The sequence below is a fragment of the Streptomyces sp. NPDC059567 genome (assembly GCF_042735655.1).
Classification (GTDB): domain Bacteria; phylum Actinomycetota; class Actinomycetes; order Streptomycetales; family Streptomycetaceae; genus Streptomyces.
Genome location: NZ_JBHWBS010000041.1, coordinates 1 through 21,288, shown reverse-complemented (window position 1 = coordinate 21,288; position 21,288 = coordinate 1). Strand labels below are relative to the sequence as shown.

Sequence of the window (21,288 nt, the reverse complement as noted above, 5' to 3'; positions counted from 1 at the left end):
GCCGGCATCCCCCCGCGCCGCCCCGCCGCCGCCCCCGGCGGCCCCCCGCGGCCGTCCGCGCGGTCTCACACTGCTCCTCGGGGCTGATGGGTGTCGTCGGTGCGGTGACCGCCCCTGATCGGGCCCCCGCAGGTGATCAGCCGGAGCTCGGGACGGTCGGTCTTCCCGTAGACCTTATTCGTAGGGAAGTCCTTTTTGTCTACCGGCTGGGTCTCGCGGACCTCGAAGAAGGTCGTGGAGCCGTCCGCCCGGCCCGCCTCGATCGCGTCCCCGGCCCCACGCGGACGGCGACGGGGGTGCCCATCGGGGCTCCGGATCCTCACTGTGAAAGCTTGATGGATTCGAAGCTAAATGTCCTATATTGCTACTTCGTAACGGTCGCCCGTAGGCGCCGTCACGGAGCCGTTACAGCTCCATCCGGTCGAGCGCCGCACGGCAGAAGGTGAGCAGCTTCTCGTCCTCGTGGACGTCATGGCTGCTGAAGCCGCTCTCGCGCACGTTGTGACGGCGGCGCCGGGCAAGCTCCGCCCGGATCAGCCCCTCCGCGGCCGCGGCCGCGGGGCCCATCTCCGCAAGGCACTCGGCGATGTCCACGCGCGCGTGCCGGTTCTCCTCCCACGCCGCCATGAGCACCGGGAGCGCCGACTCCACGTCCCCCGAGACCCGCCACAGGGCCGTGGCGCTGCGCACCCGCACCCATAGGTCGCGCGCCGTGAGGCCGGGCAGCAGGGCCGGTGCGCCGGCGGCCGCGGCCGGGCCGATCTCGCCCAGGGCCCGGGCGGCCACGCACCGGTCGGCGTCCGGAGCGCCGGACCGCAGCCGGGCCTCCAGGGCGGGCAGCACGGCCCCGCGGTCGCCCTCCACGGACCAGAGCGCGAGCGCCGCCTGCGCCGAGACCGCGGCCGCGTCGCTCTCCAGCAGCGCCCGCACCTCCGGCAGCGCCTCCCGGGCGGCGGGACCGAAGGCCGCCACGGCCCGCAGCGCCGCCTCCTGCACCCAGTCCCTGCGGTTCGGCGGCGCCCCGCGCAGCACCCGCAGCACCTCGGGCAGCGCCTGGACACCCCGGACCGAGGCCAGCGCGAAGAGCAGCGGCGCCGCGTGGTCGTACAGCCGGTCGTCCAGCTCCACCCGGGCCAGCCGGCGGCGCAGCGCGGGGGCGAGCGGGACGGCGGCGGGGCCCAGGGTGGGCACCGCGTACAGCAGATCGCGCCGCACCTCCGGCTCCCGCAGGGCCCGGGCGAGCAGCGGCACCGCCCGGGGGTCCCCGGACCTGGCGAGGGCGAGCAGCGCCCTCGCCCGGCCGTCGGGCGCTCCGGGGCCCGGGGCGGCGAGCCACCCCGCGAGGGCGTCGACCGCGGGGCCGGTCAGCTCGAACAGCCCTTCCAGGAACGAGGCGGAGGCCTCGCGCAGCCTCGGCTCGGGGTCGGCGAGCTGCGCCCCGACCAGGCGCACCACCTCCTCGTATCGCCCGCGCCACACCCGTATCAACCCGCCGCACAGCCAGATCGCGTCCGCCCTCTGGGACCGGTCGGGGCTGCGCAGTTGGGAGAGGACCAGCGCGATCCGGTCGTCCACGCGGTCGTCGAGAGCGGTGTGGAGCATGCGCATCAGCTCGTCGGTCCACGGGGTGGGGCGGCCGGCGGACTGCTCATCGAAGAGCTCGCGGACCTGCCCGATCAGGGTGGGCGTGGACGGCCGGGGGCTCTCGGCGCGGGCCGGATCGACGGGCGCGGTCCGCACCTCGTCCAGCAGGTCCGTCACCCGCTCCACGACGTCGTCCGGAACCTCGCCCGGGGCGCACCGGGCCAGCTGGGCCAGGGCCGCGAGCCGCAGGCCGGGCGCCTGCGCGGCGCGGGTGAGCCAGCCGAGCCACTCGACGGTCTCGGCCCTCAGCGACTCGTGCCGCCGCGCGATCCGTCCGACGGCCTCCACCAGGGCGAGCCGCACCTCCGTGTCGCACTCGACCGTCAGCCGCTCCCGCAGCAGGGTCAGGACGCGCGCCGGGTCGGGGTGCAGCGAGGCGAGCGCGCACGGGGCGGCCAGCCGCACCTCGGGATCGGGGTCGCCGACCAGGCAGAGGAAGACGTCCGCGCCGGCGGCGACGGCCGCCGCCGCCATCGCGTAGTTGGCCGCGGGGATGAACTCATCGTCGTCCGGGTCCAGTTGGTCCAGCTCGTCGTCGTCGCTCAGGTCGATCCCGCCGATGCTGGTCAGCAACTCGACGATGCCGCCCCGGTCCTGGACCTTCGGATCCGCGACGAGTTCGAGCAGGAAGGGGATGCAGGCGAGCGTCGAGTCGTACACATCGCCCTGGTGGTGCACCGCGCCGTACATCCCGTCGAGGGCGACCTCGCGCTCCGCCGGATCCGCCGAGGCGAGTCCGCGCAACAGCCCCGGCACATCGTCCGCGGGGCCGTAGGCATGGCCCAGCGAGGCCCAGTCGACCTCCTCGATCCCCGTCAGCATGCCGGCCGCCGCCTTCCCCGTGAGCGCTGTACCAGGCAGCAAGTGTGCACCACGGTCCCGACAACCAGGACCCGCTGACCGGACGCGGTCCACGAACCGCCCCCGGGGCGCATGCTTTGCGCCACGCGCCCGGCACGGTCGGGGAGTTGCCCCGGGGCGCGTTCGGTGCACCGGGCGGCGCGAACCGGCGCTTCCGGGTGCCTTCCGTGTGTCCCATGGCTGAATCGGCCGGGATACGGGAGTAGCGGCGGCCGCCCCGGGTGAGGACTGACCCGTGGATCTGCCTCGTATCGCGCCGATGCTCGCCACGCCCGGCGCGTTGCCACCCCCCGGGCGGGACGCCGCGTGGGCCTACGAGACCAAGCAAGATGGCCAAAGGGCGATGCTCTATCTCGGCGGGGACGGCGGCCTCGTGGTGCGCTCGCGGTCCGGCGAGGACGTCTCCGCGGCCTATCCGGAGCTCCGGGCACTGGGCCGGGCGCTGCCCGCCGGCCGGGCGGCGGTGCTGGACGCGGAGATCGTCGTGCTCGACGAGGGCGGGCGCGGCGACTTCGCCCGGCTCCAGCCCCGGATGGGCCTGGCGGGCTCACCCGCGCGGGCGCGGCGGATGGCGGTGAGCGACCCGGTGCATGCCGTCCTGTTCGACCTGGTGTTCCTGGACGGACGGCTGCTGACCGGTCTGCCCTGGACGCAGCGGCGCCAGGAGCTCGAAGGGCTGTCGCTGGAGGGCCCGGCCTGGTCGACGCCGCGCGCCCTGGTGGGCCATGGCGAGGCCGCGCTCAGAGCGACCCGCGAACACGGCATGGAAGGGCTCGTCTGCAAGCGGATCACCTCCCGGTACGAACCGGGAGTGCGCTCCAAGAACTGGATCAAGATCCGCAACATGCGCACCGCGGACATCGTCGTCGGCGGCTGGCTGCCCGGCGGCGGACGGCTGTCCGGCCTGCCGGGATCGGTCCTCATGGGCCAGCGTCACGCCGGCGGGCTGCGCTACGTCGGCAGCGTGGGCACCGGCTGGAGCGAGTCCGAGCGCACCGCGCTGGCCCGGCTGCTGCATGCCGCCGAGATCGAGGACTGCCCCTTCTCGGAGGTGCCGCCGGTGGCCGGGGCGCACTGGGTCCTGCCGCGGCTGGTGGGCGAGGTCCGGTACGCCGTCCGCACCCGGAACGGGCTGCTGCGCCAGCCGTCCTGGCTGCGGCTGCGACCGGACCTGACACCCGAGGAGTCCGCCGCCGACTTCGAATGAGGCGACGCGGCGTGACGGGGTGAGTCGACACGAGGCGACGCGAGGTGACGCCCGTGTCAGGGCGGACCGGGCAGAGGCCCGGCCCGGGCCGGGTCGAAGAGCGGCGCGAGCAGATCCCCGTACCGCTCCAGACGTGGCGCGATGTCGTCCATCAGCAGCACGAGCTCTCCGGGGTCCCCGCACGCCTCGACCTCCTCCCAGGTCACCGGTGCGGAGACGGTCGGCCGTGGCCGGGCCCGCAGGGTGTAGGGGGTGGCGGTGGTCTTGGCGGCCGCGTTCTGGCTGAAGTCGACGAAGACCTTCCCCGGCCGCAGGGCCCGCGCCATCCGGTGCACGACCAGGGCGGGGTGGTCCGCCTCGGCCCGGACGGCGAGCTGTTTCGCGTACGCCGAGACCTGGTCGGAGGGAGTCGGCTCCACCGGTACGAGCAGATGCAGGCCCTTGGCGCCGGAGGTCTTCACGAAGGCCTCCAGGCCGTCCTCCGCGAGCCGCTCGCGCAGCCAGAGCGCCACCCGGCAGCACTCCACGACGGTCGCGGGCGGCCCGGGGTCGAGGTCGAAGACGAGCCGGTCGGCGACGGCGGGGGAGTCGGACCGCCACTGCGGCGTGTGGAACTCCACCACCAGGTTCGCCGCCCACATCAGGGAAGGCAGGTCCTGGATCATCACCTGCCGGGCGCGCGGGTCCTCGGAGCGCGGCACCGGGGTGGTCTTCACCCAGGCGGGTGTGCCGGGCGGCGGGTTCTTGGTGAAGAAGAGCTGTCCTTCGGGACCGTCCGGGTAGCGCAGGAAGGAGACCGGGCGGTCGCGCAGATGGGGGAGGAACGCGGTCCCGACGGTGGCGTAGTAGTGCAGCAGCTCGCCCTTGGTGGTGCCGGTGGCCGGGTGGAGGATCTTGTCCAGGTTGCTGAGCGCCAGGCGCCGCCCCTCCACCTCTGTGATCGGCGTCATACGATGAGAATCCCATGATTCCGGGAATCTCGTGTGAAAGGGATGAAACGTGCGATCCATTTGGAACGGCGCCATTTCCTTCGGCCTGGTCAGCATCCCGATCAAGCTGGTGAACGCCACCGAGAGCCGGTCCGTGTCCTTCCGTCAGATCCACGCCGAGGACGGCGGCCGGATCCGCTACCGCAAGGTGTGCGAGCTGGACGGCGAGGAGGTCTCCCAGGCGGAGATCGGCAAGGCGTACGAGGACGCCGACGGGACCATGATCCCGATCACCGACGAGGATCTGGCCTCCCTGCCGCTGCCGACGGCGAAGACGATCGAGATCGTGGCCTTCGTGCCGGCCGGGGAGATCGACCCGCTCCAGATGGACGCCGCCTACTACCTCTCCGCGAGCGGAGTCCCGGCCGCCAAGCCGTACACCCTGCTGCGGGAGGCGCTCAAGCGCAGCGACAAGGTGGCGGTGGCGAAGTACGCGCTGCGAGGGCGGGAGCGGCTCGGGATGCTCAGGGTCGTGGACGATGTGATCGCCATGCACGGACTGCTCTGGCCGGACGAGATCCGCGCCCCCGAAGGGGTGGCCCCGGAGACTCCGGTCGCGATCCGGGACGCCGAACTGGACCTGGCGGACGCCCTGATGGCCACGCTCGGCGAGGTGGACATCGCCAACCTGCACGACGACTACCGGGAGGCCGTCGAGCAGATGATCGCCGCGAAGGCGGAGGGCGGCGAGGGGGTCGCGCCCCCGGAGCCCGAGGCGGAGGGCGGCGGCAAGGTGATCGACCTGATGGCCGCGCTGGAGAGCAGTGTCCGCGCGGCGAAGGAGGCGCGCGGGGAGGGCGAGGTCGCCGAGGTGACCAAGCTGGCGCCGCGCAAGACGGCGTCGCGGACCCCGAAGGAGACGGGCGCGCGGAAGTCCACGGCGAAGACGGCCGCGAAGAAGACGGCGGCGCCGGCCCGCAAGTCGACGTCCAAGACGGCGGCGGGCGGAAAGGCCGCGACCGCGAAGTCGACCGCCGAATCCACGGCGAAGTCCACGGCGAAGGCCACCGCGAAGAAGGCGGCGGCCAAGAAGACGACGACGAAGAAGGCGACCCCGCGCAAGCGCAGTGCGTGAGGCCGCCGGCCACGGCTCTGCGGGGCACTCCCCTACGGGGTGTCCCGGAGCAGCTCCCGCAGTGACCCCTTCATCGCGTCGACGAACGCCTCCCGCTCCGCCTCGCCCACCAGGTCGAGCGAGAGGTACGGGTTGAGGTCCTCCAGCTCCACCAGCAGCAGCTCCCCGTCCGGGGCGCGGCAGGCGTCGACGCGCTGGATGCCGAAGTCCAGGTCGTTCCAGTCGACGAAGCGCTGGGCGAACTCCAGGTCCGCGGCGGTCGGAGCGTACGGTTCGAGCCTCCAGCGGGCCTCCGGGTCCGGGGCGTACAGCGCGTACTGGAAGGTGGGCCCGACGAAGTAGAACGACACCTCGTACGCGAACGGGATGCGCGGCTGGACGAGCATCCCGGCGGGGTCCACCTCGCCGAGCCGGGCCCGTTCCACGAACCTGAGGCCGACCGAGTCCGCGCCGAGCAGGGGCTTCACCACGTACTCCGCGGCCTCCGGCAGCCGCTCGAACTCCTCACGCCGCCCCGCCGTGGGAATGACCGGAAACCCCTCCCTCGACAGGTGGAGGAGATAGTCCTTTCCGGCCATGTCGCCCTTGCCGGAGAGCGAGTTGAACATCCGCACCCCGGCCTCGCGCGCGGCGCGCGTGAAGGTGTCGTACGCCTCCTGGTAGTGGATCACGGGCCCGCTGTTGCGCACGACGACGGCGTCGAAGCGGTCCATCAGCGCGGCCGCGTCGAGCGGATGGCAGAGCGCGACCTCGAACTCCTCGCGGAGCCGGCCGGAGAGCCGGATGTCCTCGTCGCAGTAGCGCCGCCCGCGCGCCTGATAGCCGAGGTCGGTGACGTAAAGAAGCGTTCCCATGGACGCATCCAAGCAGAGGTCGGGCGAGGGTTCGCACTCCGATCAGGAGGGCTAATCAACGGGCCCTGGGGTGGCGGGCGTTACCTCCGTATCGTTTTTGGAGGTAACAGCTACGGAGGAGGAACCTTCAGATGAGCCCCATCGCCTCGCGCCACTACTTCGAGACCCAGCTCCAGCTCACCGAGGACCCGCTGCTGGTCGCGGCCCGCCTCGCCGACTCGGGTCTGCACGAGTCGTACGTCGTCTACGAGAACGGTGGCAGCTGGTCCTACGCGGGCGGCGTCCGCGCCGAGCTGACGCTGGACCGCACCGGTGCCCGGCTGACCCAGGAGGACGTCCCGGACGCCTTCCGCCCCTGGAACGACCAGCCCCTGCGCCTGGTGTCCGAGCTGCTCGACACCGTCACCGTGCCGTACTGGAGGGCCTACGGCTGGGCCACCTTCGAGCTCTCCTACGCCAAGGACGGCAACCTGGACGGCATCGGCGAGGGCCGGCTGATGCACCTCGTCGTGCCGCGCGCCGAGGTCCGCTTCGAGGCCGGTCACGCCCTGCTGCGCGCCTCCGACCAGGCCACCCTCGACGCGCTCCTCACCACCGTCGCCAACCCCGGCCCGGCCCTGGACGGGCAGCCCCGCCCGCTGGACGTGCATGCCACCGGCGGCGCCCAGTACCGCGAGGCGGTGCGGCTCGCCGTCGACGAGATCAACTCCGGACAGCTGCACAAGGTGATCCTGTCCCGTGTCGTCGAGGTCGACGACGACGTCGACCTGACCGGCACCTACGTGGCCGGCCGCCGGGGCAACAACCCGGCCCGCTCCTTCATGCTCAACCTGGGCGGCACCGAGGCCATCGGCTTCAGCCCGGAGATCGTCGTCCAGGTCTCCGAGGACGGCCGCGTCGTCAGCCAGCCGCTGGCCGGCACCCGTGCCCTCACCGGCGACCTGCTCACCGACGAGGGCCTGCGCGCGGACCTGTTCGGCTCCCCCAAGGAGGTCTACGAGCACGCCATCTCGGTCAAGGTCGGCGCCGACGAGCTGGTCGACGTCTGCGTCGAGGGCTCGGTCGAGGTGCCGGAGTTCATGGCCATCCGCGAGCGCGGCAGCGTCCAGCACCTCGCCTCCCGCGTCGCCGGCAAGCTCGCACCCGGCCGCGAGGCCTGGGACGCCTTCGGCGCGGTCTTCCCCGCCGTCACCGCCTCCGGGGTGCCGAAGTCGGCCGCCTACGACTCCATACGCCGGCACGAGCCGGAGTCCCGCGGCCTCTACAGCGGCGCGGTCCTCACCGTCGACCACACCGGCGCGATGGACGCGGCCCTGGTGCTGCGCAGCGCCTACCGCAAGGACGGGCGCACCTGGCTGCGGGCGGGCGCGGGCATCGTCGGACACTCCACACCGGAGCGCGAGTTCGAGGAGACCTGCGAGAAGCTCGACAGCGTCGCACGCTTCCTGGTGCCGGCCGGCGCCGGTGGTACGCGATGAGGGTCGCCGCCGAGCTCTACCTCGCCGGCGTCGGCAGCTGGCTGCCGGACGAGGTGACGACCGCCGACGCGGTGGCGAGCGGCCGGTACGAGGAGGCCGACCGCAAGGCGTCCGGGATGCTCGCCGTCCGCGTGGCCGGGGAACTCCCGGCCCCCGAGATGGCCGTACGGGCCGCCCGCACCGCCCTGCGCAGGGCGGGCCGGACCGGGCTCACCCCCGACGACTACGGCGCGCTGCTGCACTGCGCCACCTACCACCAGGGGCCCGACGGGTGGTCCGCCCCGCACTACGTCCTGCACCGCACCCTGGACCGGCCGGTCGGCGCCGCCCAGGTCGGCCCCGGCTGCCTCGGGATGCTGACCGCCCTGGAGATGGCCGCCCACCGGCTGACCGCCGACGACGGCAAGGACGCCGTCCTGCTCACCGCGGCCGACAACTTCTCCGCGCCCCTGGTGGACCGCTGGAACTCCTCCCGGCTGTTCCTGCTCGCGGACGGCGGCGCGGCAGCGGTGGTCTCCCGGCGGGACGGCTTCGCCCGGCTGCTGTCGGTCGGCTCGGTCTCCGCCCCCTCGATGGAGGAGCTGCACCGCGGCGGCGAGGAGCTCTTCCCGCCCGGCATCACCGTCGGCCGCTCGCTCAACTTCGAGGAGCGCAGCGACCACTGGCGCAAGAGGTGGGCCGAGGGCGCGGCGCCGCCGAAGGTACACCTCGGAGACGTGGTCGCCGAGGCGGTGGACCGCGCCCTGGTGGACGCCGACACCGACCTGGAGAAGGTGGCGCGGATCTGCCACACCGGCTACTCCGACGGCGCCCTGCACACCATCTACCTCGACCCGCTGGACGTCGAAGCAGCCCACGGCACCTGGGAGTTCACCCGCCACATCGGGCACGTCGGCGCCGCCGACCCGTTCATCGGGCTCGAACACCTCTGGACGCGGGGCGAGGTCGCACCCGGCGACCGCGTGCTGCTGCTCGCGGCGGGCCCCGGCATGGAGGTCGCCTGCGCGGTCGTCGAGATCACCGCGCCCTATCTGCCCGCCGCCGGGACCGACAGCGGCATCGACAACGGCACCGCACCTCAGGAGGAGGACCAGTGATGCTCGAAGGATGCACCCCCTGGCCGGCCGAGACGGCCGGGCGCTACCGCCGGGAGGGCGTGTGGAACGGCACCGACCTCGGGTCGCTGCCGCGTGCCTGGGCCGACCGGTACGGCAGCGCCACCGCGCTCGTCGCGGGCGAGACCCGGATCAGCTACACCGAGCTCGCCGACCGGGTGGACCGCCGGGCCGCCGGATTCGCCCGACAGGGAGTCGAGCCGGGCGACCGGATCGTGCTCCAGCTGCCCAACGTGCCCGAGTTCGTCGAGGTGGCGTTCGCGCTGTTCCGGGCCGGCGCCAAGCCGGTGTTCTCGCTCACCTCGCACCGGTCGAACGAGATCCGGCACCTGTGCGAGCTGTCGGGCGCCACCGGATACGTCGTCCCCGGCGTCTTCCGCGGCTTCGACCACACCGCGCTGGCCCTGGAGATGACGGCCGAACTGCCCGCCCTGCGCCGGATCTACGCCCAGGGGGAGCACGGCTCGCCCGCGGTCGTCCCGCTGGAGGCGGTGGACGCCGACCCGGTCGAGCTGCCCGCGAACGACCCCTCCGACGTGGCCTTCTTCCTGCTCTCCGGGGGGACCACCGCGCTGCCCAAGCTGATCCCGCGCACGCACGACGACTACGCCTACCAGACCCGTACGGTCGGCGCCCTCGCCGGTCTCACCACCGAGGACGTCTATCTGGCCGCACTGCCGGTGGAGTTCAACTTCACCTGGGGCTGCCCCGGAGTGGTCGGCACCCTCGCGGCCGGCGGCACCGTCGTCCTCGCCCCCGACCCCACCGCGGACGACTGCTTCGCGCTCATCGAGCGGGAGCGCGTCACCCTCACCTCGGTGGTGCCCACCGTCGCCAGGCTCTGGCTGGACGAGCGCGAGTGGTCCGACGCGGACCTCTCCAGCCTCAAGGTCCTCCAGATCGGCGGGGCCCGGCTCGAACCGGAGCTCGCCGCGCGCGTCACCCCCGAACTCGGCTGCCGGCTCCAGCAGGTCTTCGGCATGGCGGAGGGGCTCCTGACGATGTCCCGCCCCGACGACGACCCGCACTCCGTCCTGCACACCCAGGGGCGGCCGGTCTCCCCGTTCGACGAGGTGAAGATCGTCGACGAGCGGGGCGAGGAGGTGCCCGTCGGGGTCACCGGGGAGCTGCTGACCCGGGGCCCGTACACCCTGCGCGGCTACTACCGGGCCCCCGAGCACAACGCCAGGGCGTTCACGAGCGACGGCTTCTACCGCACCGGTGACCTCGCCAGTCTCACGGAGGACGGCCGCCTGATCGTCCAGGGACGACTCAAGGACGTCGTCATCCGCGGCGGCGACAAGATCGCGGCCGGCGAGGTGGAGGCCCATCTGCTCAGCTGCCCGGGGGTCGCCGCGGCGGCGGTGGTGCCGGTGCCGGACGAGTTCCTCGGCGAGCGGATCTACGCCTTCCTGGTCGGCCGCCCCGACGGCGAGGCGCCCTCCCTCGCCGACCTCAAGGCCGCGCTGCACGCGCGCGGGCTCGCCGACTACAAGCTGCCGGACCGCGCCGAGTTCGTCGCGGACCTGCCGCTGACACCCCTCGGAAAGATCGACAAGAAGGTGCTCTCGGTGGCCGCCGCGGACCCCTCCCTGCCGCGCCGCTGGACCCCCGCGCCCCGGCCCGAGGCCACGTCCGAGGCCACACCGGACACCACGTCCGAGGCCACGCCCGGCACAGCGCCCGACACCACGTCCGACGCGGCGCCCGACACCACGCCCGAGCCCGTTCCGTCTCTCTCGACCTCACAGAAAGGGTGAACCGCCATGGCCGGCATACGTGCCGCACGTACCGCTCCGCGCACCTCACCGCTCTCCGCCGTCGAACTCCGCCAGGAGGTGGCCGCCGCCCTCGGTGCACAGCCCGACGCCATCCCCGGTGACGCCCACCTCGTCCACCTCGGACTCGGCTCGCTGGAGATGATGCGCCTCGTCACCCGCTGGCGCAGGCAGGGCCTGCCCGCCGAGTTCGCCGAACTCGCCGCCGCCCCCACCCTCGACGACTGGCACCGTCACCTCACCGCCGCCTGGAACGCCCGGACCGCGGAGGTGGCGTGATGAGCGCCCTGCTGGTCAAGGGCGGCTGCCTCTACCCGGCGGACGCCGGCGACACCGTCGTCCCCGACGGCGCCGTCCTCGCCGAGGACGGCGTGGTGATCGCGGTCGGCCCGGTCGCCGAGGTCGAGGCCTTCGTCCGGCCCGAACAGCGCGCCGCGCTGCGGACCATCGACGCCCGGGGCCGGATGATCCTGCCCGGCTTCGTCAACCCGCACTGGCACGAGATGTTCGCGATGCGCTTCCCCTTCAAGGGCGCGCTGCGCGACGCCTCCGACCGCGACGACAAGCCCGTCTTCATGGCGCTCGGCGGCGACGTCCCGCAGATCTCCGTCATCTTCGACTCCTTCCACGGCCAGGTGGACCGCCTCACGCCCGACGAGGCGCTCGCCATCGCCCGGTACTCGATGTGGACGCAGCTGCGCTCCGGCGTGACCGCCCTCGGCGACGTCGGCTCCCTCAACAAGCCGGAGGCGCTCGCCCGCGCCGCCCGCGACCTCGGGATGCGCCTCACGGTGAGCACCTGGGCCTCGGACGCCGTGTGCGCCCCCGGGGACACCCGCTTCCGGCGCACCCGCGACGCCGACGACGAACTCCAGCGCATCGAGAAGCTCCTGATCGACTGCGCGAACGACCCCGAGGGGCTCGTCCGGGCCTGGCCGACCGCCGTCTACGGCACCAACATGACCGATGAACTCGGCGCCGGATTCGCCGAGTTGGTGGCTCGCTTCGACGTCCCGTTCGCCGCCCACGTCGGCGCGCTGCGCAATGAGGCCGAGGTGATGCTCGCGTACCACGGGTCCACCCCGGTGCGCCGGTTCGCCGACCTCGGACTGCTCTCCGACCGGTTCATGGCGGTGCACTGCGCCTTCGCCGACGCCGGCGAGCGGGCGCTGCTGATCGGAGCCGGCGCGCACATCAGCCACTCGCCGGCCAAGTACGGCCCCGCGGGGGAGGCGTCCCTCACCGAGACCCGACTGTTCCCGGAGTTCCGCCGGGCGGGACTCGACGTCTCGCTCTCCACCGACGGAGCCGCGATGCCGATCGGCGGGATGGCCGAGTCGATGCGGGTGGCGTGGCAGATCTACAACGAGATGTACGCCGACCCCACCGAGGTGCTCCCCACCGACGCGCTGGCCATGGCCACCCGGCTGCCCGCCCGCGGGCTCGACCAGGGCGAGCGGATCGGCAGCCTCGAACCGGGCAAGCAGGCCGATCTGCTGCTGGTGAAGGCCGACGACTGGCGCTATCTCCTCAACCCCCGTCCACTGGAGGGCTTCCTCGCGCTGGGCGGCTCCATGGACGTGGACACCGTGGTCGTCGCCGGCCGGGTCCTGATCGAGGACGGCCGGTCCACCGGTCTGGACGAGGAGGTCCTGGAGGCCGACTACCTGGAGGCGCTGAGCTCCTTCACCGTGCGCTGCCTGGGGGTCGACGCCGACGCGGTCGCCGCCCGGCTGCGGCAGCGAACCGAGACGCTCGCGGTCCGCAGGCTCGCCAAGGCCGGCCTGGTCTCCCTCCCCACCGACCGGAAGGTACGGCGATGAACACGAAGACGGCCCTGGTCACCGGGGCGGCGGGCGGAATCGGGGCGGCCGTCGCCCGGGCCCTGGCCGCGGAGGGCGTGCGCGTGGCGCTGCTCGACGCCGATCCGCTCGCCCTGGAACCGCTGACGAAGGAGCTGAGGACGGCGGGCGCGTCCGTCCTGGCGCTGGGCGTGGACGTGCGCTCCAGCGGAGAGGTGGACGCCGCCGTCGACCGTACGGAGCGTGAACTGGGGCCCCTCGACCATCTGGTGAACGCCGCCGGTGTGCTGCGTACCGGCGAGGTCGCGGGCTACAGCGACGAGGACTGGGACACCACCTTCGCCGTCAACGCCACCGGTGTCTTCCACGTCAGCCGCGCGGTCGCCAACCGGATGGTGCCGCGCCGGTCCGGGGCGATCGTCACGGTCGCGTCGAACGCGGCGGGCATCCCGCGCTGGAACATGGCGGCCTACGCGGCCTCCAAGGCCGCCGCCACCAGCTTCACCAAGACGCTGGGGCTCGAACTGGCCCGCTACGGCATCCGCTGCAACGTGGTCGCGCCCGGCTCCACCGAGACGCCGATGCTCACCGCGATGTACGCCGACGGCGACGCGGCCCGCCCCTCCGTCGAGGGCTCGCCCGGCACGTACCGCCTGGGCATCCCGCTCGGCAAGCTCGCCCAGCCCGAGGACATCGCGCACGCCGTGCTGTTCCTGCTCTCCGACCGGGCCTCGCACATCACCCTGCACGGTCTGACGGTGGACGGCGGCGCCGCGCTCGGCGTCTGAACCGCGCGCCCTTGTTCCCGTTCCTCCTCCTCTTATCCCTGGAGCCACGATGGCCATTCCTCTGATCGACTCCTATCCCATGCCGGCCGAGGACGAGCTGCCGCCCAACACCGCGCCCTGGACGGTCGACCCCGACCGCGCGGTCCTGCTCGTCCACGACCTGCAGAACTACTTCCTGAGCCCCTTCGGCCACGGTGGCCCGGACGAGGGCCGTCAGCCGCTGACCGATCTGATGGACCACACCGAGGCGCTGCGCGGAGCCTTCGCCGCGGCCGGCGCGCCGGTCGTCTACACCGCCCAGCCCGGCGGGATGACGGAGCAACAGCGCGGACTGCTCAAGGACTTCTGGGGCGCGGGGATGAGCGCCGACCCGGACCACCGGGCCATTCCGGAGCGGATCGCGCCGGCCCCCGGCGACCGGGTGTTCACCAAGTGGCGGCCCAGCGCCTTCTGCCGCACCGATCTGCTCGCCCTGCTGCGCGACACCGGCCGCGACCAGCTGGTGATCTGCGGGGTCTACGCCCACGTCGGCATCCTGATGACCGCCCACGAGGGCTTCTCCCACGACATCCAGACCTTCGTGGTCGGCGACGCGGTCGCCGACTTCTCCGCCGAGCGGCACCGCGAGACGCTGGAGTACGTCTCCTCCCGCTGCTCGGTCACCGTCTCCACCCGTGCGGTCCTGGCCGCGCTGGACGGAGGCGCGCGATGAGCCTCCACCCCCTGCTCGACCGCGTGCTCGGCGCCGATCCACCACCGTTCGCGCTGCTGCACCGGCCCGGCGCCACCGGGCCCGACCGGATCGACCTGATCGTCGGCCCGACCGCCGAGCGCGAACTGATCGCCGACATCCCGCTGCCCGCCGAGGCGCAGGGCGGCGCCCGGCACGAGGTGCTGGCGCTGCTGCCGTACCGGCAGATCCGCGAGCGGGGCTACGCCTGCCCCGACGACGGGGCGCCGCTCCTCACCATGGACGTCGAGGACCAGGCGGTGCTGCCGCTCGACGAGGTGCTCGCCGCGCTGCCCGACCTGCCGATCGCCATGGACGAGGGGTCCTTCGACGCCGACGACGAGGAGTACGCGGCCCGGGTGCGCCGGGTGCTCGCCGAGGAGATCGGCAGGGGTGCCGGGGCCAACTTCGTCATCAAGCGCTCCTTCACGGCGCGGATCGACGACTGGTCGGCGCGGACCGCGCTGTCCTTCTTCCGCCGGCTCGCGGGCCGTGACCCCGGCGGTTACTGGACCTTCGTCGTCCACACCGGGGACCGCACCTTCGTCGGCGCCTCCCCGGAACGCCACATCAGCATGGACGCCGGCCAGGTCGTGATGAATCCGATCAGCGGCACCTACCGCTACCCGGCGGACGGCCCCGACCTGACCGGGCTGCTCGACTTCCTCGCCGACCCGAAGGAGGCCAACGAGCTGTACATGGTGCTCGACGAGGAGCTCAAGATGATGGGCCGCGTCTGCGACCTGGGCGGCCGGGTCACCGGCCCCGCCCTCAAGCAGATGGCTCGGCTCGCCCACACCGAGTACCTCATCGAGGGCCACAGCTCCCTGGACGTACGGGACATCCTGCGCGAGACCCTGTTCGCGCCCACCGTCACCGGCGGCCCGCTGGAGAGCGCCTGCGAGGTGATCAGCCGTCACGAGCCGGAGGGGCGCGGCTACTACGCGGGGGTCGCCGCGCTCATCGGCAGGGACGAGCACGGCGCCCGCAGCATGGACTCGGCCATCCTCATCCGTACGGCGGAGATCGACGCGGCCGGTCGGGTCCGCATCCCGGTGGGCGCCACCCTCGTCCGCGACTCCGACCCGGCGGGCGAGGCCGCGGAGACCCGGGCCAAGGCGGCCGGACTCATCGAGGCGCTGCGCTCCCCGGCGGGCGCCCCGGCCGGACAGGCCCGGGCGGCGGCCGCCCTCAAGGCCCACCCCGACGTGCTCCGTGCCCTGGCCGCCCGCAACGAGCCGCTGGCCGACTTCTGGTTCCGGGCGCCCGCCGAGCGCAGCCGTCCGGTGGACGGCCTCGCCGGCCGGCGCGTCCTGGTCATCGACGCCGAGGACACCTTCACGGCGATGGCCCGCCACCTGCTGGAGGCCCAGGGGCTGCGGATCGTGGTGAAGCGCTACGACGAGGACTTCAGGCTCGACGCGCACGACCTCGTCATCGTGGGGCCGGGGCCCGGCGACCCGAGGGACACCGCCGATCCCAAGATCGCGCGGATGCGGCAGGTGACCGCCGAACTCCTCGACCGGGGCATCCCGTTCCTCTCCGTCTGCCTCGGTCACCAGGTGCTGAGCACCCTGCTCGGGCTCCCGCTCGTCCGGCACCCCCTGCCCACCCAGGGGCTCCAGCGGCACATCGAGTGCTTCGGCCGCACCGAACCCGTCGGCTTCTACAACACCTTCGCCGCCCACGCCGAGCGGGACCTGATCGAGGGCCCCTCCGCCCGTCCCGGGCAGGTCCGGGTGTTCCGCGAGGAGACGGGCGAGGTGCATGCCCTGCGCGGTCCGGGGTTCGCCTCGGTGCAGTTCCACCCCGCCTCGGTCCTGACCCGGCGCGGCGGCGAGCTGCTCGCCGAGATCCTCTCCGGGCTGCTCGGAGAGGTAACGGAGCTTTATCGGGAGGCCGTTGTCCCCACCGCGATACCTGCATAACGTCGTAACCGGTAACAGAAGTCCGGGCCGCACCGCCTCGGCCCGCCCACCGCGCCCACCCAGGAAGGACCTGTCCGATGCGCTTCGACAACATCTGGATCGCCGGCACCGGAGGCACCCTCGGTGAATCCGTGCCGGTGGACGAGGCGGTGGCCGACGGCTCCTACTCGGCCGACGCCGCCGCCAGCACCGGCATGATCAGCTACTCCCGCTCGACCGAGGCGCCGCCGGAGATGGCCGTCACCGCCGGCCGGCAGGCGATCAAGGAGGCCGGCGAGAAGGGCGCGACGACCGACCCGGACTCCCTCGTCCTCCACAGCCACGGCCACTTCCAGGGCATCGACATGTGGCCGGCCGCCTGCTGGATCGCCCGCGAACTGCTCGGCCCCACCCTCAACAGCATGCCGATGACCGTCGCCGCCTGGTCCAACGGCTCGCTCGCCTCGCTCGACCTCGCCGCCTCCACCCTGATCGCCCGCCCCGACGTGCCCTCCGCCCTGATCACCCTCGCGGACCGCTTCGCGCCGCCCAGCAACCGCTGGTACACCTCGCCCGGCATGGTCTTCGGCGACGGCGCCGCGGCCGCCGTGGTCACCCGCGACACCGGTCGGCTCCGCCTGCGGTCCCTGGTCAGCGAGACCGACACCGTCCTGGAGGGCCTCTCCCGCGGCGCCGAGCCCTTCCGCACCGCGCCCGGCGAGCAGCCGGACATGCGCCGCAGGACCCGCGAGTTCCTCGCCACCGGCGAGGTGTCGCTGCGCGACGTGCAGACCAGGTCGGTCGAGCGCACCCGCAGCGTCGTCGGCCGAGCCCTCGACGAGGCGGACGTGGCACCGGACGGCATCGACTGGCTGGTGACCCCCTTCGTCGGCCGGACCCTGCACCGCGAGAGCTTCGTACGGCACCTGGACATCGCCCCGCGCAACTCGCTGCACGAGCTGGGCCTGACCATCGGTCACCTCGGCCCCTGCGACCAGCTGTACGGCCTCGACCACCTGCTGAAGAACGACCTGCTGAGCCCCGGGGACCGCGTCCTCGTCATCGGCACCGGCATGGGCTTCACCTTCTCCGCCGCGGTCCTCACCGCCGACGGGATCTGAACTTCCCGCCCCACCACGCTCTTCACCCCCCTCAGGAAAGGGACATACGCAGATGAGCCTCGTCCGCACCCCGGCCACCGCCCCCACCGACACGCTCGAAGGCATCCCCGCCGCCGCCCGGCTGCCCACGCCGGCCGAGCTCCGCGAGGAGATCCCGCTGCCGCCACTCGCCCGCAAGACCACCCAGAGAGCCCGGCGCGAGATCGCCAAGGTCCTCTCCGGGCAGGACGACCGCCTGCTCGTCATCGCGGGCCCCTGCTCCGTGCACGATCCGGACGCCGCCCTCACCTACGCCGAGCGGCTCTCCGCGCTCGCCGCCGAGCTGGAGGACCGGCTGCTCGTCGTCATGCGGGTGTACGTGGAGAAGCCCCGCACCCGGGTCGGCTGGAAGGGGCTCCTCAGCGACCCGCGCCTCGACGGCTCGCAGGACCTGCCCAACGGGCTCCGGCTGGCCCGCGGACTGATGGCCCAGATCGCGGGCAGCGGGCTGCCGGTCGCCTGCGAGTTCCTCGACCCGCTGGTGCCGCACTACCTGTCCGACGCGGTCTCCTGGGGCTGCATCGGCGCCCGGACCGTCCAGAGCCAGGTGCATCGCCAGGTCACCAGCGGCCTCGGTATGCCGATCGGCTTCAAGAACGCCACCGGCGGCAGCGTCGAGGACGCGGTGGACGCCATCGTCTCCGCCTCCCACCCGCACGTGTACCCCGGCATCGGCGACGACGGCAGGGCCGCCGTGGTCAGCACCGACGGCAACCCCGACGGCCATGTGGTGCTGCGCGGCGGCAGCACGGGTCCCAACTACGGGGCCGAGCCGGTCGCCGACGTCCTGGCGCAGCTGGCCGCCGCCGGGCTGCCGCAGCGGCTCGTCGTCGACGCCAGCCACGGCAACAGCAACAAGGACCACGAGCGCCAGCCGCTGGTCACGAGCGACATCGCCCGACGCGTCGCCGCCGGCGAGGAGGGAGTCGCCGGCGTCATGATCGAGAGCTTCCTCGCCGCCGGCCGGCAGGACCTCCGGATCGGCCGCACGGACCTGCTCACCTACGGCCAGAGCGTCACCGACGCCTGTGTGGACTGGTCGCAGACCGCCCACATGATCGAGGAGCTCGCCGCCGCGGTCGCCACCCGCCGCGCGGCGCGGGCGGCGTAGGCGCCGAGCACCGACCCGAAGCGCCACCGCAACGCGCCCGGGGCAAGGCCCGAGCGTAAGGCGCCCCACCGCAACGCGCCCGCGGCAGCGCCCGAGCGCAACGCCCCTCACCGCAACGCGCACGCGGCAAGGCCCCACCGCACGGCGCCCCGAGCGCGACGCTCCCACCGCAAGGCCCGAGCAAAACGCCCCCACCGCACCACCCCACCGCCGGGACCCCCACGGGACCCCCACCACCGCGCACACCCCCTCCGCGCGCGGTGCCCGCCCGGCGCCCCCTCCCCGGCCTCACCCGGCTCCGCCCTCTTCCGACTTCGTGAACCTCCCGAGAGGAATCAACACCGTGGCAGTCAACACGAGTTCGACCCTGCCCCTGGCCCGCGTTCTCGACGGTGCGCGGACCGCGGCTCCGCACCGGCACACCCTCACCGTCCCCACGCCCGCCGCGGCCCGCCCCGAGGAGTACGCGACGGCCGCGCTGGCCGCGCTCGTGCACCGCTACACCGGAGAGACGGAACTCCTCGTCGGACGGCAACGACACCCGGACTCCGTCGAGTCCGTCGCGATACGGGTGGCCGGTGACACCACGGCCGCGCAGCTCCTGGAGGCCGCCGCCCAGGCCGGCACCGCCGACGGCGCCGAGGCCCCCGCGGGCCGCCCGGCGCACGCGGCCGTGACCACCGTCGGCAGCCCCGCCGGCGAGGCCCCCGCCGCCCTGACCCTGGCCGTCTCCCCGGCCGAAGGCACCTTCGAACTGTCCCTGGACGGCGCCGAGTTCGACGCGCAGGCCGCCGAGCAGTACGCCCGCCACCTGGAGCGCGTGCTCGACGCCCTGGCCGCCGGGCCCGAGGGCACCGTGCACGACATCGCGCTGCTCACGAGCGAGGAGCTCCACCGCACCCTCGTGGAGTGGAACGACACCGCGGGCCCGGTCCCGCAGCCCTTCTTCCACGAGCGCGTCGCCGAGCACGCCCGCCGGACCCCCGACGCCCTGGCCGTGATCCTGCCCGGCTCCCGGCTGACGTACCGCGAGCTCGACGAGCAGGCCAACCAGCTCGCCCACCGGCTGCGGGCCAGTGGCGTGCGGCCCGGCGCCCGGGTCGGCGTCTGTTTCCCGCGCGGCGCGGAGAGCCTGATCGCCCAGCTGGCCTGCTTCAAGCTGGCCTGTGCGGCGATCCTGCTGGACAGCGACTTCCCGGCGGAGCGGATCCGCTACATGATCGAGGACGCCTCGGCCGCCGCCGTCCTGACCCTGGCCGCCCACGAGTCGAAGGTCGAGGGCCTCGCCCCGGTCCTGGCCCTGGACACCGAGGACTGGCGGACCGAGCCGGTCACCGAGGTCAGCGAGCCCGTCGGCGCCGACGACCTCATCCACATCTGCTACACCTCCGGCTCCACCGGCGCCCCCAAGGCCGTCATGGTCCGCTTCGGCGCCGCACGCAACCTGATCCACAGCATGAGCGAGCTGTGCGGCATGTCCAGCGCCTCCCAGGGCACCTGGCTGGCGGCTCCCGGCTACGGAATGATCGAGGTCGAGTGCTTCCCGGTGCTCGCCGTCGGCGGCACCGTGCACATCCCGGACGTCTCCGTGGTCGCCTCCGAGTACCGCCTCCAGGAGTGGTTCCTGCGCGAGGGCATCACCACCACCCTGCTGATGAAGCCGATGGCCGAGCGCCTGTGGCGGCTGGAGTGGCCCGAGGGCACCCCGCTGGAGAACATCCGCGTCTGCGGCGAGCGCATCCAGTCCTGGCCGCCGGCCGGCCTGCCGTTCCGCCTCATCAACCTGTACGGCTCCGCCGAGGCGACCGTCGTCGCCAGCTGCGACATCACCGAGATGGGCGAGCGGCTCGGCGAGGAGGGACGCGCCCGCAGGCTGCCGCCCATCGGCCGGCCCACCACCAACGTCACCATCTACGTCCTCGACGAGGACCTCCGCCCGCTGCCGCCGGGCCTGGTCGGTGAGCTCTGCATCGCCGGCGTCAGCCTCTCGGCCGGCTACCTGGGCCGCCCGGAGGCCACCGCCGAGAAGTGGATCACCAACCCGATCGACCCGGCCCGCCACCCGATCATGTACCGCACGGGCGACCTCGCCCGGTACTGGCCGGACGGCAGCATCGAGATCGTCGGCCGCACCGACAACCAGGTCAAGGTGCGCGGCAACCGGGTCCACCTCGGGGAGATCGAGGTCGTCCTGACCACCCTGCCCGGCGTCCAGCAGGCCGCGGTCCTGGCCCGGCAGGACGGCCTGGGCGATGTGCAGCTGACCGCCTACATCGAGCCCGACACCGGCGCCTCTCCCTCCGTACGGGAGATCCGCCGCGGACTCGCCCAGCGGCTGCCGTCCTTCATGGTCCCCGCGGCCTTCGTCGTCGGCGGCCTGCCCACCAGCGTCAACGGCAAGATCGACCGCGCCGCGCTGCCCGAGCCGCCGCGCTCCCGCCCGGACGTCGACACCGCCTACCAGGCGCCGAGCGGCGAACTGGAGGAATCGCTGCACGGGCTGTGGACGAAGGTCCTGGAGCTGGACGGGGTCGGCGTGCTCGACAACTTCTTCGACCTGGGCGGCGACTCGCTGCGGGCGGCCCGGCTGACCGAGCTGGTCCGCGAGGAGCACGGGGTCGAGCTGGAGCTGGTCGACCTCTTCGACGAGCCGACGGTGGAGAAGATGGCCGAGCTGGTGGCCCGTACCGCCGCCGCTGCCTGACCCGGCCGGCCCCGAGCGGCCGGCGGACGCAGGGGGTCCCCCACACCCCCCGGGGGGGCCCCCCCCTCGGCCCGCGGGCGCGCCC

Annotated in this window: 17 protein-coding genes; 13 read left to right on the top strand and 4 right to left on the bottom strand. The window is 73.4% G+C overall.

Annotation, left to right across the window (positions count from 1 at the left end):
* Window positions 1–65 precede the first annotated feature (65 nt).
* A complete protein-coding gene (locus ACFVZW_RS19660; protein ID WP_384522907.1) occupies window positions 66–323 on the bottom strand; it encodes a sortase domain-bontaining protein in 258 nt (85 codons plus the stop codon).
* Window positions 324–405: 82 nt separating this feature from the next.
* Window positions 406–2,466 (bottom strand): PBS lyase, encoded by a 2,061-nt coding sequence (locus ACFVZW_RS19655; RefSeq protein ID WP_384522905.1) that lies wholly within the window; start codon window positions 2,464–2,466, stop codon window positions 406–408.
* 274 nt (window positions 2,467–2,740) lie between these two features.
* Between ACFVZW_RS19655 and ACFVZW_RS19650 the strand changes: the two genes are divergently transcribed.
* Window positions 2,741–3,712, top strand: coding sequence for an ATP-dependent DNA ligase (locus ACFVZW_RS19650; protein ID WP_384522903.1), 972 nt, complete (start codon window positions 2,741–2,743; stop codon window positions 3,710–3,712).
* 56 nt (window positions 3,713–3,768) lie between these two features.
* On the opposite strand, the gene ligD is transcribed toward ACFVZW_RS19650, so the two are convergent.
* A complete protein-coding gene (gene ligD / locus ACFVZW_RS19645) occupies window positions 3,769–4,662 on the bottom strand; it encodes a non-homologous end-joining DNA ligase (protein ID WP_384522901.1) in 894 nt (297 codons plus the stop codon).
* A gap of 49 nt (window positions 4,663–4,711) precedes the next feature.
* Here ligD and ACFVZW_RS19640 point away from each other — a divergent pair, with 49 nt between their 5' ends.
* Window positions 4,712–5,776 (top strand): Ku protein, encoded by a 1,065-nt coding sequence (locus ACFVZW_RS19640; RefSeq protein ID WP_384522899.1) that lies wholly within the window; start codon window positions 4,712–4,714, stop codon window positions 5,774–5,776.
* Window positions 5,777–5,808: 32 nt separating this feature from the next.
* On the opposite strand, the gene ACFVZW_RS19635 is transcribed toward ACFVZW_RS19640, so the two are convergent.
* Window positions 5,809–6,630 (bottom strand): hypothetical protein, encoded by an 822-nt coding sequence (locus ACFVZW_RS19635; RefSeq protein WP_384522897.1) that lies wholly within the window; start codon window positions 6,628–6,630, stop codon window positions 5,809–5,811.
* A gap of 131 nt (window positions 6,631–6,761) precedes the next feature.
* On the opposite strand from ACFVZW_RS19635, the gene ACFVZW_RS19630 reads away from it, so the two are divergent.
* The 11 genes from ACFVZW_RS19630 (at window position 6,762) to ACFVZW_RS19580 (ending at window position 21,203) form a co-directional block, all read left to right on the top strand.
* Window positions 6,762–8,108, top strand: coding sequence for a salicylate synthase (locus ACFVZW_RS19630; protein WP_384522895.1), 1,347 nt, complete (start codon window positions 6,762–6,764; stop codon window positions 8,106–8,108).
* The gene (locus ACFVZW_RS19625) at window positions 8,105–9,205 is read left to right on the top strand and encodes a ketoacyl-ACP synthase III family protein (protein WP_384522893.1); all 1,101 of its coding nucleotides are present in this window, start codon (window positions 8,105–8,107) and stop codon (window positions 9,203–9,205) included. Before ACFVZW_RS19630 ends, ACFVZW_RS19625 begins: the two co-directional genes overlap by 4 nt.
* Entirely contained in the window at window positions 9,205–10,983 is a 1,779-nt protein-coding gene (locus ACFVZW_RS19620; RefSeq protein WP_384522891.1) for an AMP-binding protein, read from the top strand. Before ACFVZW_RS19625 ends, ACFVZW_RS19620 begins: the two co-directional genes overlap by 1 nt.
* 6 nt (window positions 10,984–10,989) lie before the next feature.
* Window positions 10,990–11,280, top strand: coding sequence for a phosphopantetheine-binding protein (locus ACFVZW_RS19615; protein ID WP_384522889.1), 291 nt, complete (start codon window positions 10,990–10,992; stop codon window positions 11,278–11,280).
* Window positions 11,280–12,824 carry an amidohydrolase family protein gene (locus ACFVZW_RS19610; protein WP_384522887.1) on the top strand — a complete coding sequence of 515 codons (1,545 nt, stop codon included), beginning with the start codon at window positions 11,280–11,282 and terminating at the stop codon, window positions 12,822–12,824. The genes ACFVZW_RS19615 and ACFVZW_RS19610 overlap by 1 nt, the downstream gene beginning before the upstream one ends.
* Window positions 12,821–13,591 carry a 2,3-dihydro-2,3-dihydroxybenzoate dehydrogenase gene (locus tag ACFVZW_RS19605; protein WP_383559855.1) on the top strand — a complete coding sequence of 257 codons (771 nt, stop codon included), beginning with the start codon at window positions 12,821–12,823 and terminating at the stop codon, window positions 13,589–13,591. Before ACFVZW_RS19610 ends, ACFVZW_RS19605 begins: the two co-directional genes overlap by 4 nt.
* A 49-nt stretch (window positions 13,592–13,640) precedes the next feature.
* Complete coding sequence (locus ACFVZW_RS19600; protein WP_384522885.1) at window positions 13,641–14,303, top strand: isochorismatase family protein; 663 nt, start codon at window positions 13,641–13,643, stop codon at window positions 14,301–14,303.
* Entirely contained in the window at window positions 14,300–16,249 is a 1,950-nt protein-coding gene (locus ACFVZW_RS19595; RefSeq protein WP_384522883.1) for an anthranilate synthase family protein, read from the top strand. The genes ACFVZW_RS19600 and ACFVZW_RS19595 overlap by 4 nt, the downstream gene beginning before the upstream one ends.
* Before the next feature lie 77 nt (window positions 16,250–16,326).
* Window positions 16,327–17,349, top strand: coding sequence for a ketoacyl-ACP synthase III family protein (locus tag ACFVZW_RS19590; protein ID WP_384522881.1), 1,023 nt, complete (start codon window positions 16,327–16,329; stop codon window positions 17,347–17,349).
* 52 nt (window positions 17,350–17,401) lie between these two features.
* Window positions 17,402–18,499 carry a 3-deoxy-7-phosphoheptulonate synthase gene (locus tag ACFVZW_RS19585; RefSeq protein WP_384522879.1) on the top strand — a complete coding sequence of 366 codons (1,098 nt, stop codon included), beginning with the start codon at window positions 17,402–17,404 and terminating at the stop codon, window positions 18,497–18,499.
* Between the two features lie 343 nt (window positions 18,500–18,842).
* Window positions 18,843–21,203, top strand: a complete 2,361-nt coding sequence (locus ACFVZW_RS19580; RefSeq protein ID WP_384522877.1) for an amino acid adenylation domain-containing protein — start codon at window positions 18,843–18,845, stop codon at window positions 21,201–21,203.
* Window positions 21,204–21,288 lie beyond the last annotated feature (85 nt).

Excerpts from the sequence above, each read along its gene's own strand:
- ACFVZW_RS19620 (WP_384522891.1), top strand. The coding sequence starts at position 9,205 with ATGCTCGAAGGATGCACCCCCTGGCCGGCCGAGACGGCCGGGCGCTAC.
- ACFVZW_RS19610 (WP_384522887.1), top strand. The coding sequence starts at position 11,280 with ATGAGCGCCCTGCTGGTCAAGGGCGGCTGCCTCTACCCGGCGGACGCC.
- ligD (WP_384522901.1), bottom strand. The coding sequence starts at position 4,662 with ATGACGCCGATCACAGAGGTGGAGGGGCGGCGCCTGGCGCTCAGCAAC.
- ACFVZW_RS19585 (WP_384522879.1), top strand. The coding sequence starts at position 17,402 with ATGAGCCTCGTCCGCACCCCGGCCACCGCCCCCACCGACACGCTCGAA.
- ACFVZW_RS19605 (WP_383559855.1), top strand. The coding sequence starts at position 12,821 with ATGAACACGAAGACGGCCCTGGTCACCGGGGCGGCGGGCGGAATCGGG.
- ACFVZW_RS19635 (WP_384522897.1), bottom strand. The coding sequence starts at position 6,630 with ATGGGAACGCTTCTTTACGTCACCGACCTCGGCTATCAGGCGCGCGGG.
- ACFVZW_RS19630 (WP_384522895.1), top strand. The coding sequence starts at position 6,762 with ATGAGCCCCATCGCCTCGCGCCACTACTTCGAGACCCAGCTCCAGCTC.
- ACFVZW_RS19590 (WP_384522881.1), top strand. The coding sequence starts at position 16,327 with ATGCGCTTCGACAACATCTGGATCGCCGGCACCGGAGGCACCCTCGGT.
- ACFVZW_RS19625 (WP_384522893.1), top strand. The coding sequence starts at position 8,105 with ATGAGGGTCGCCGCCGAGCTCTACCTCGCCGGCGTCGGCAGCTGGCTG.
- ACFVZW_RS19615 (WP_384522889.1), top strand. The coding sequence starts at position 10,990 with ATGGCCGGCATACGTGCCGCACGTACCGCTCCGCGCACCTCACCGCTC.
- ACFVZW_RS19595 (WP_384522883.1), top strand. The coding sequence starts at position 14,300 with ATGAGCCTCCACCCCCTGCTCGACCGCGTGCTCGGCGCCGATCCACCA.
- ACFVZW_RS19600 (WP_384522885.1), top strand. The coding sequence starts at position 13,641 with ATGGCCATTCCTCTGATCGACTCCTATCCCATGCCGGCCGAGGACGAG.
- ACFVZW_RS19655 (WP_384522905.1), bottom strand. The coding sequence starts at position 2,466 with ATGCTGACGGGGATCGAGGAGGTCGACTGGGCCTCGCTGGGCCATGCC.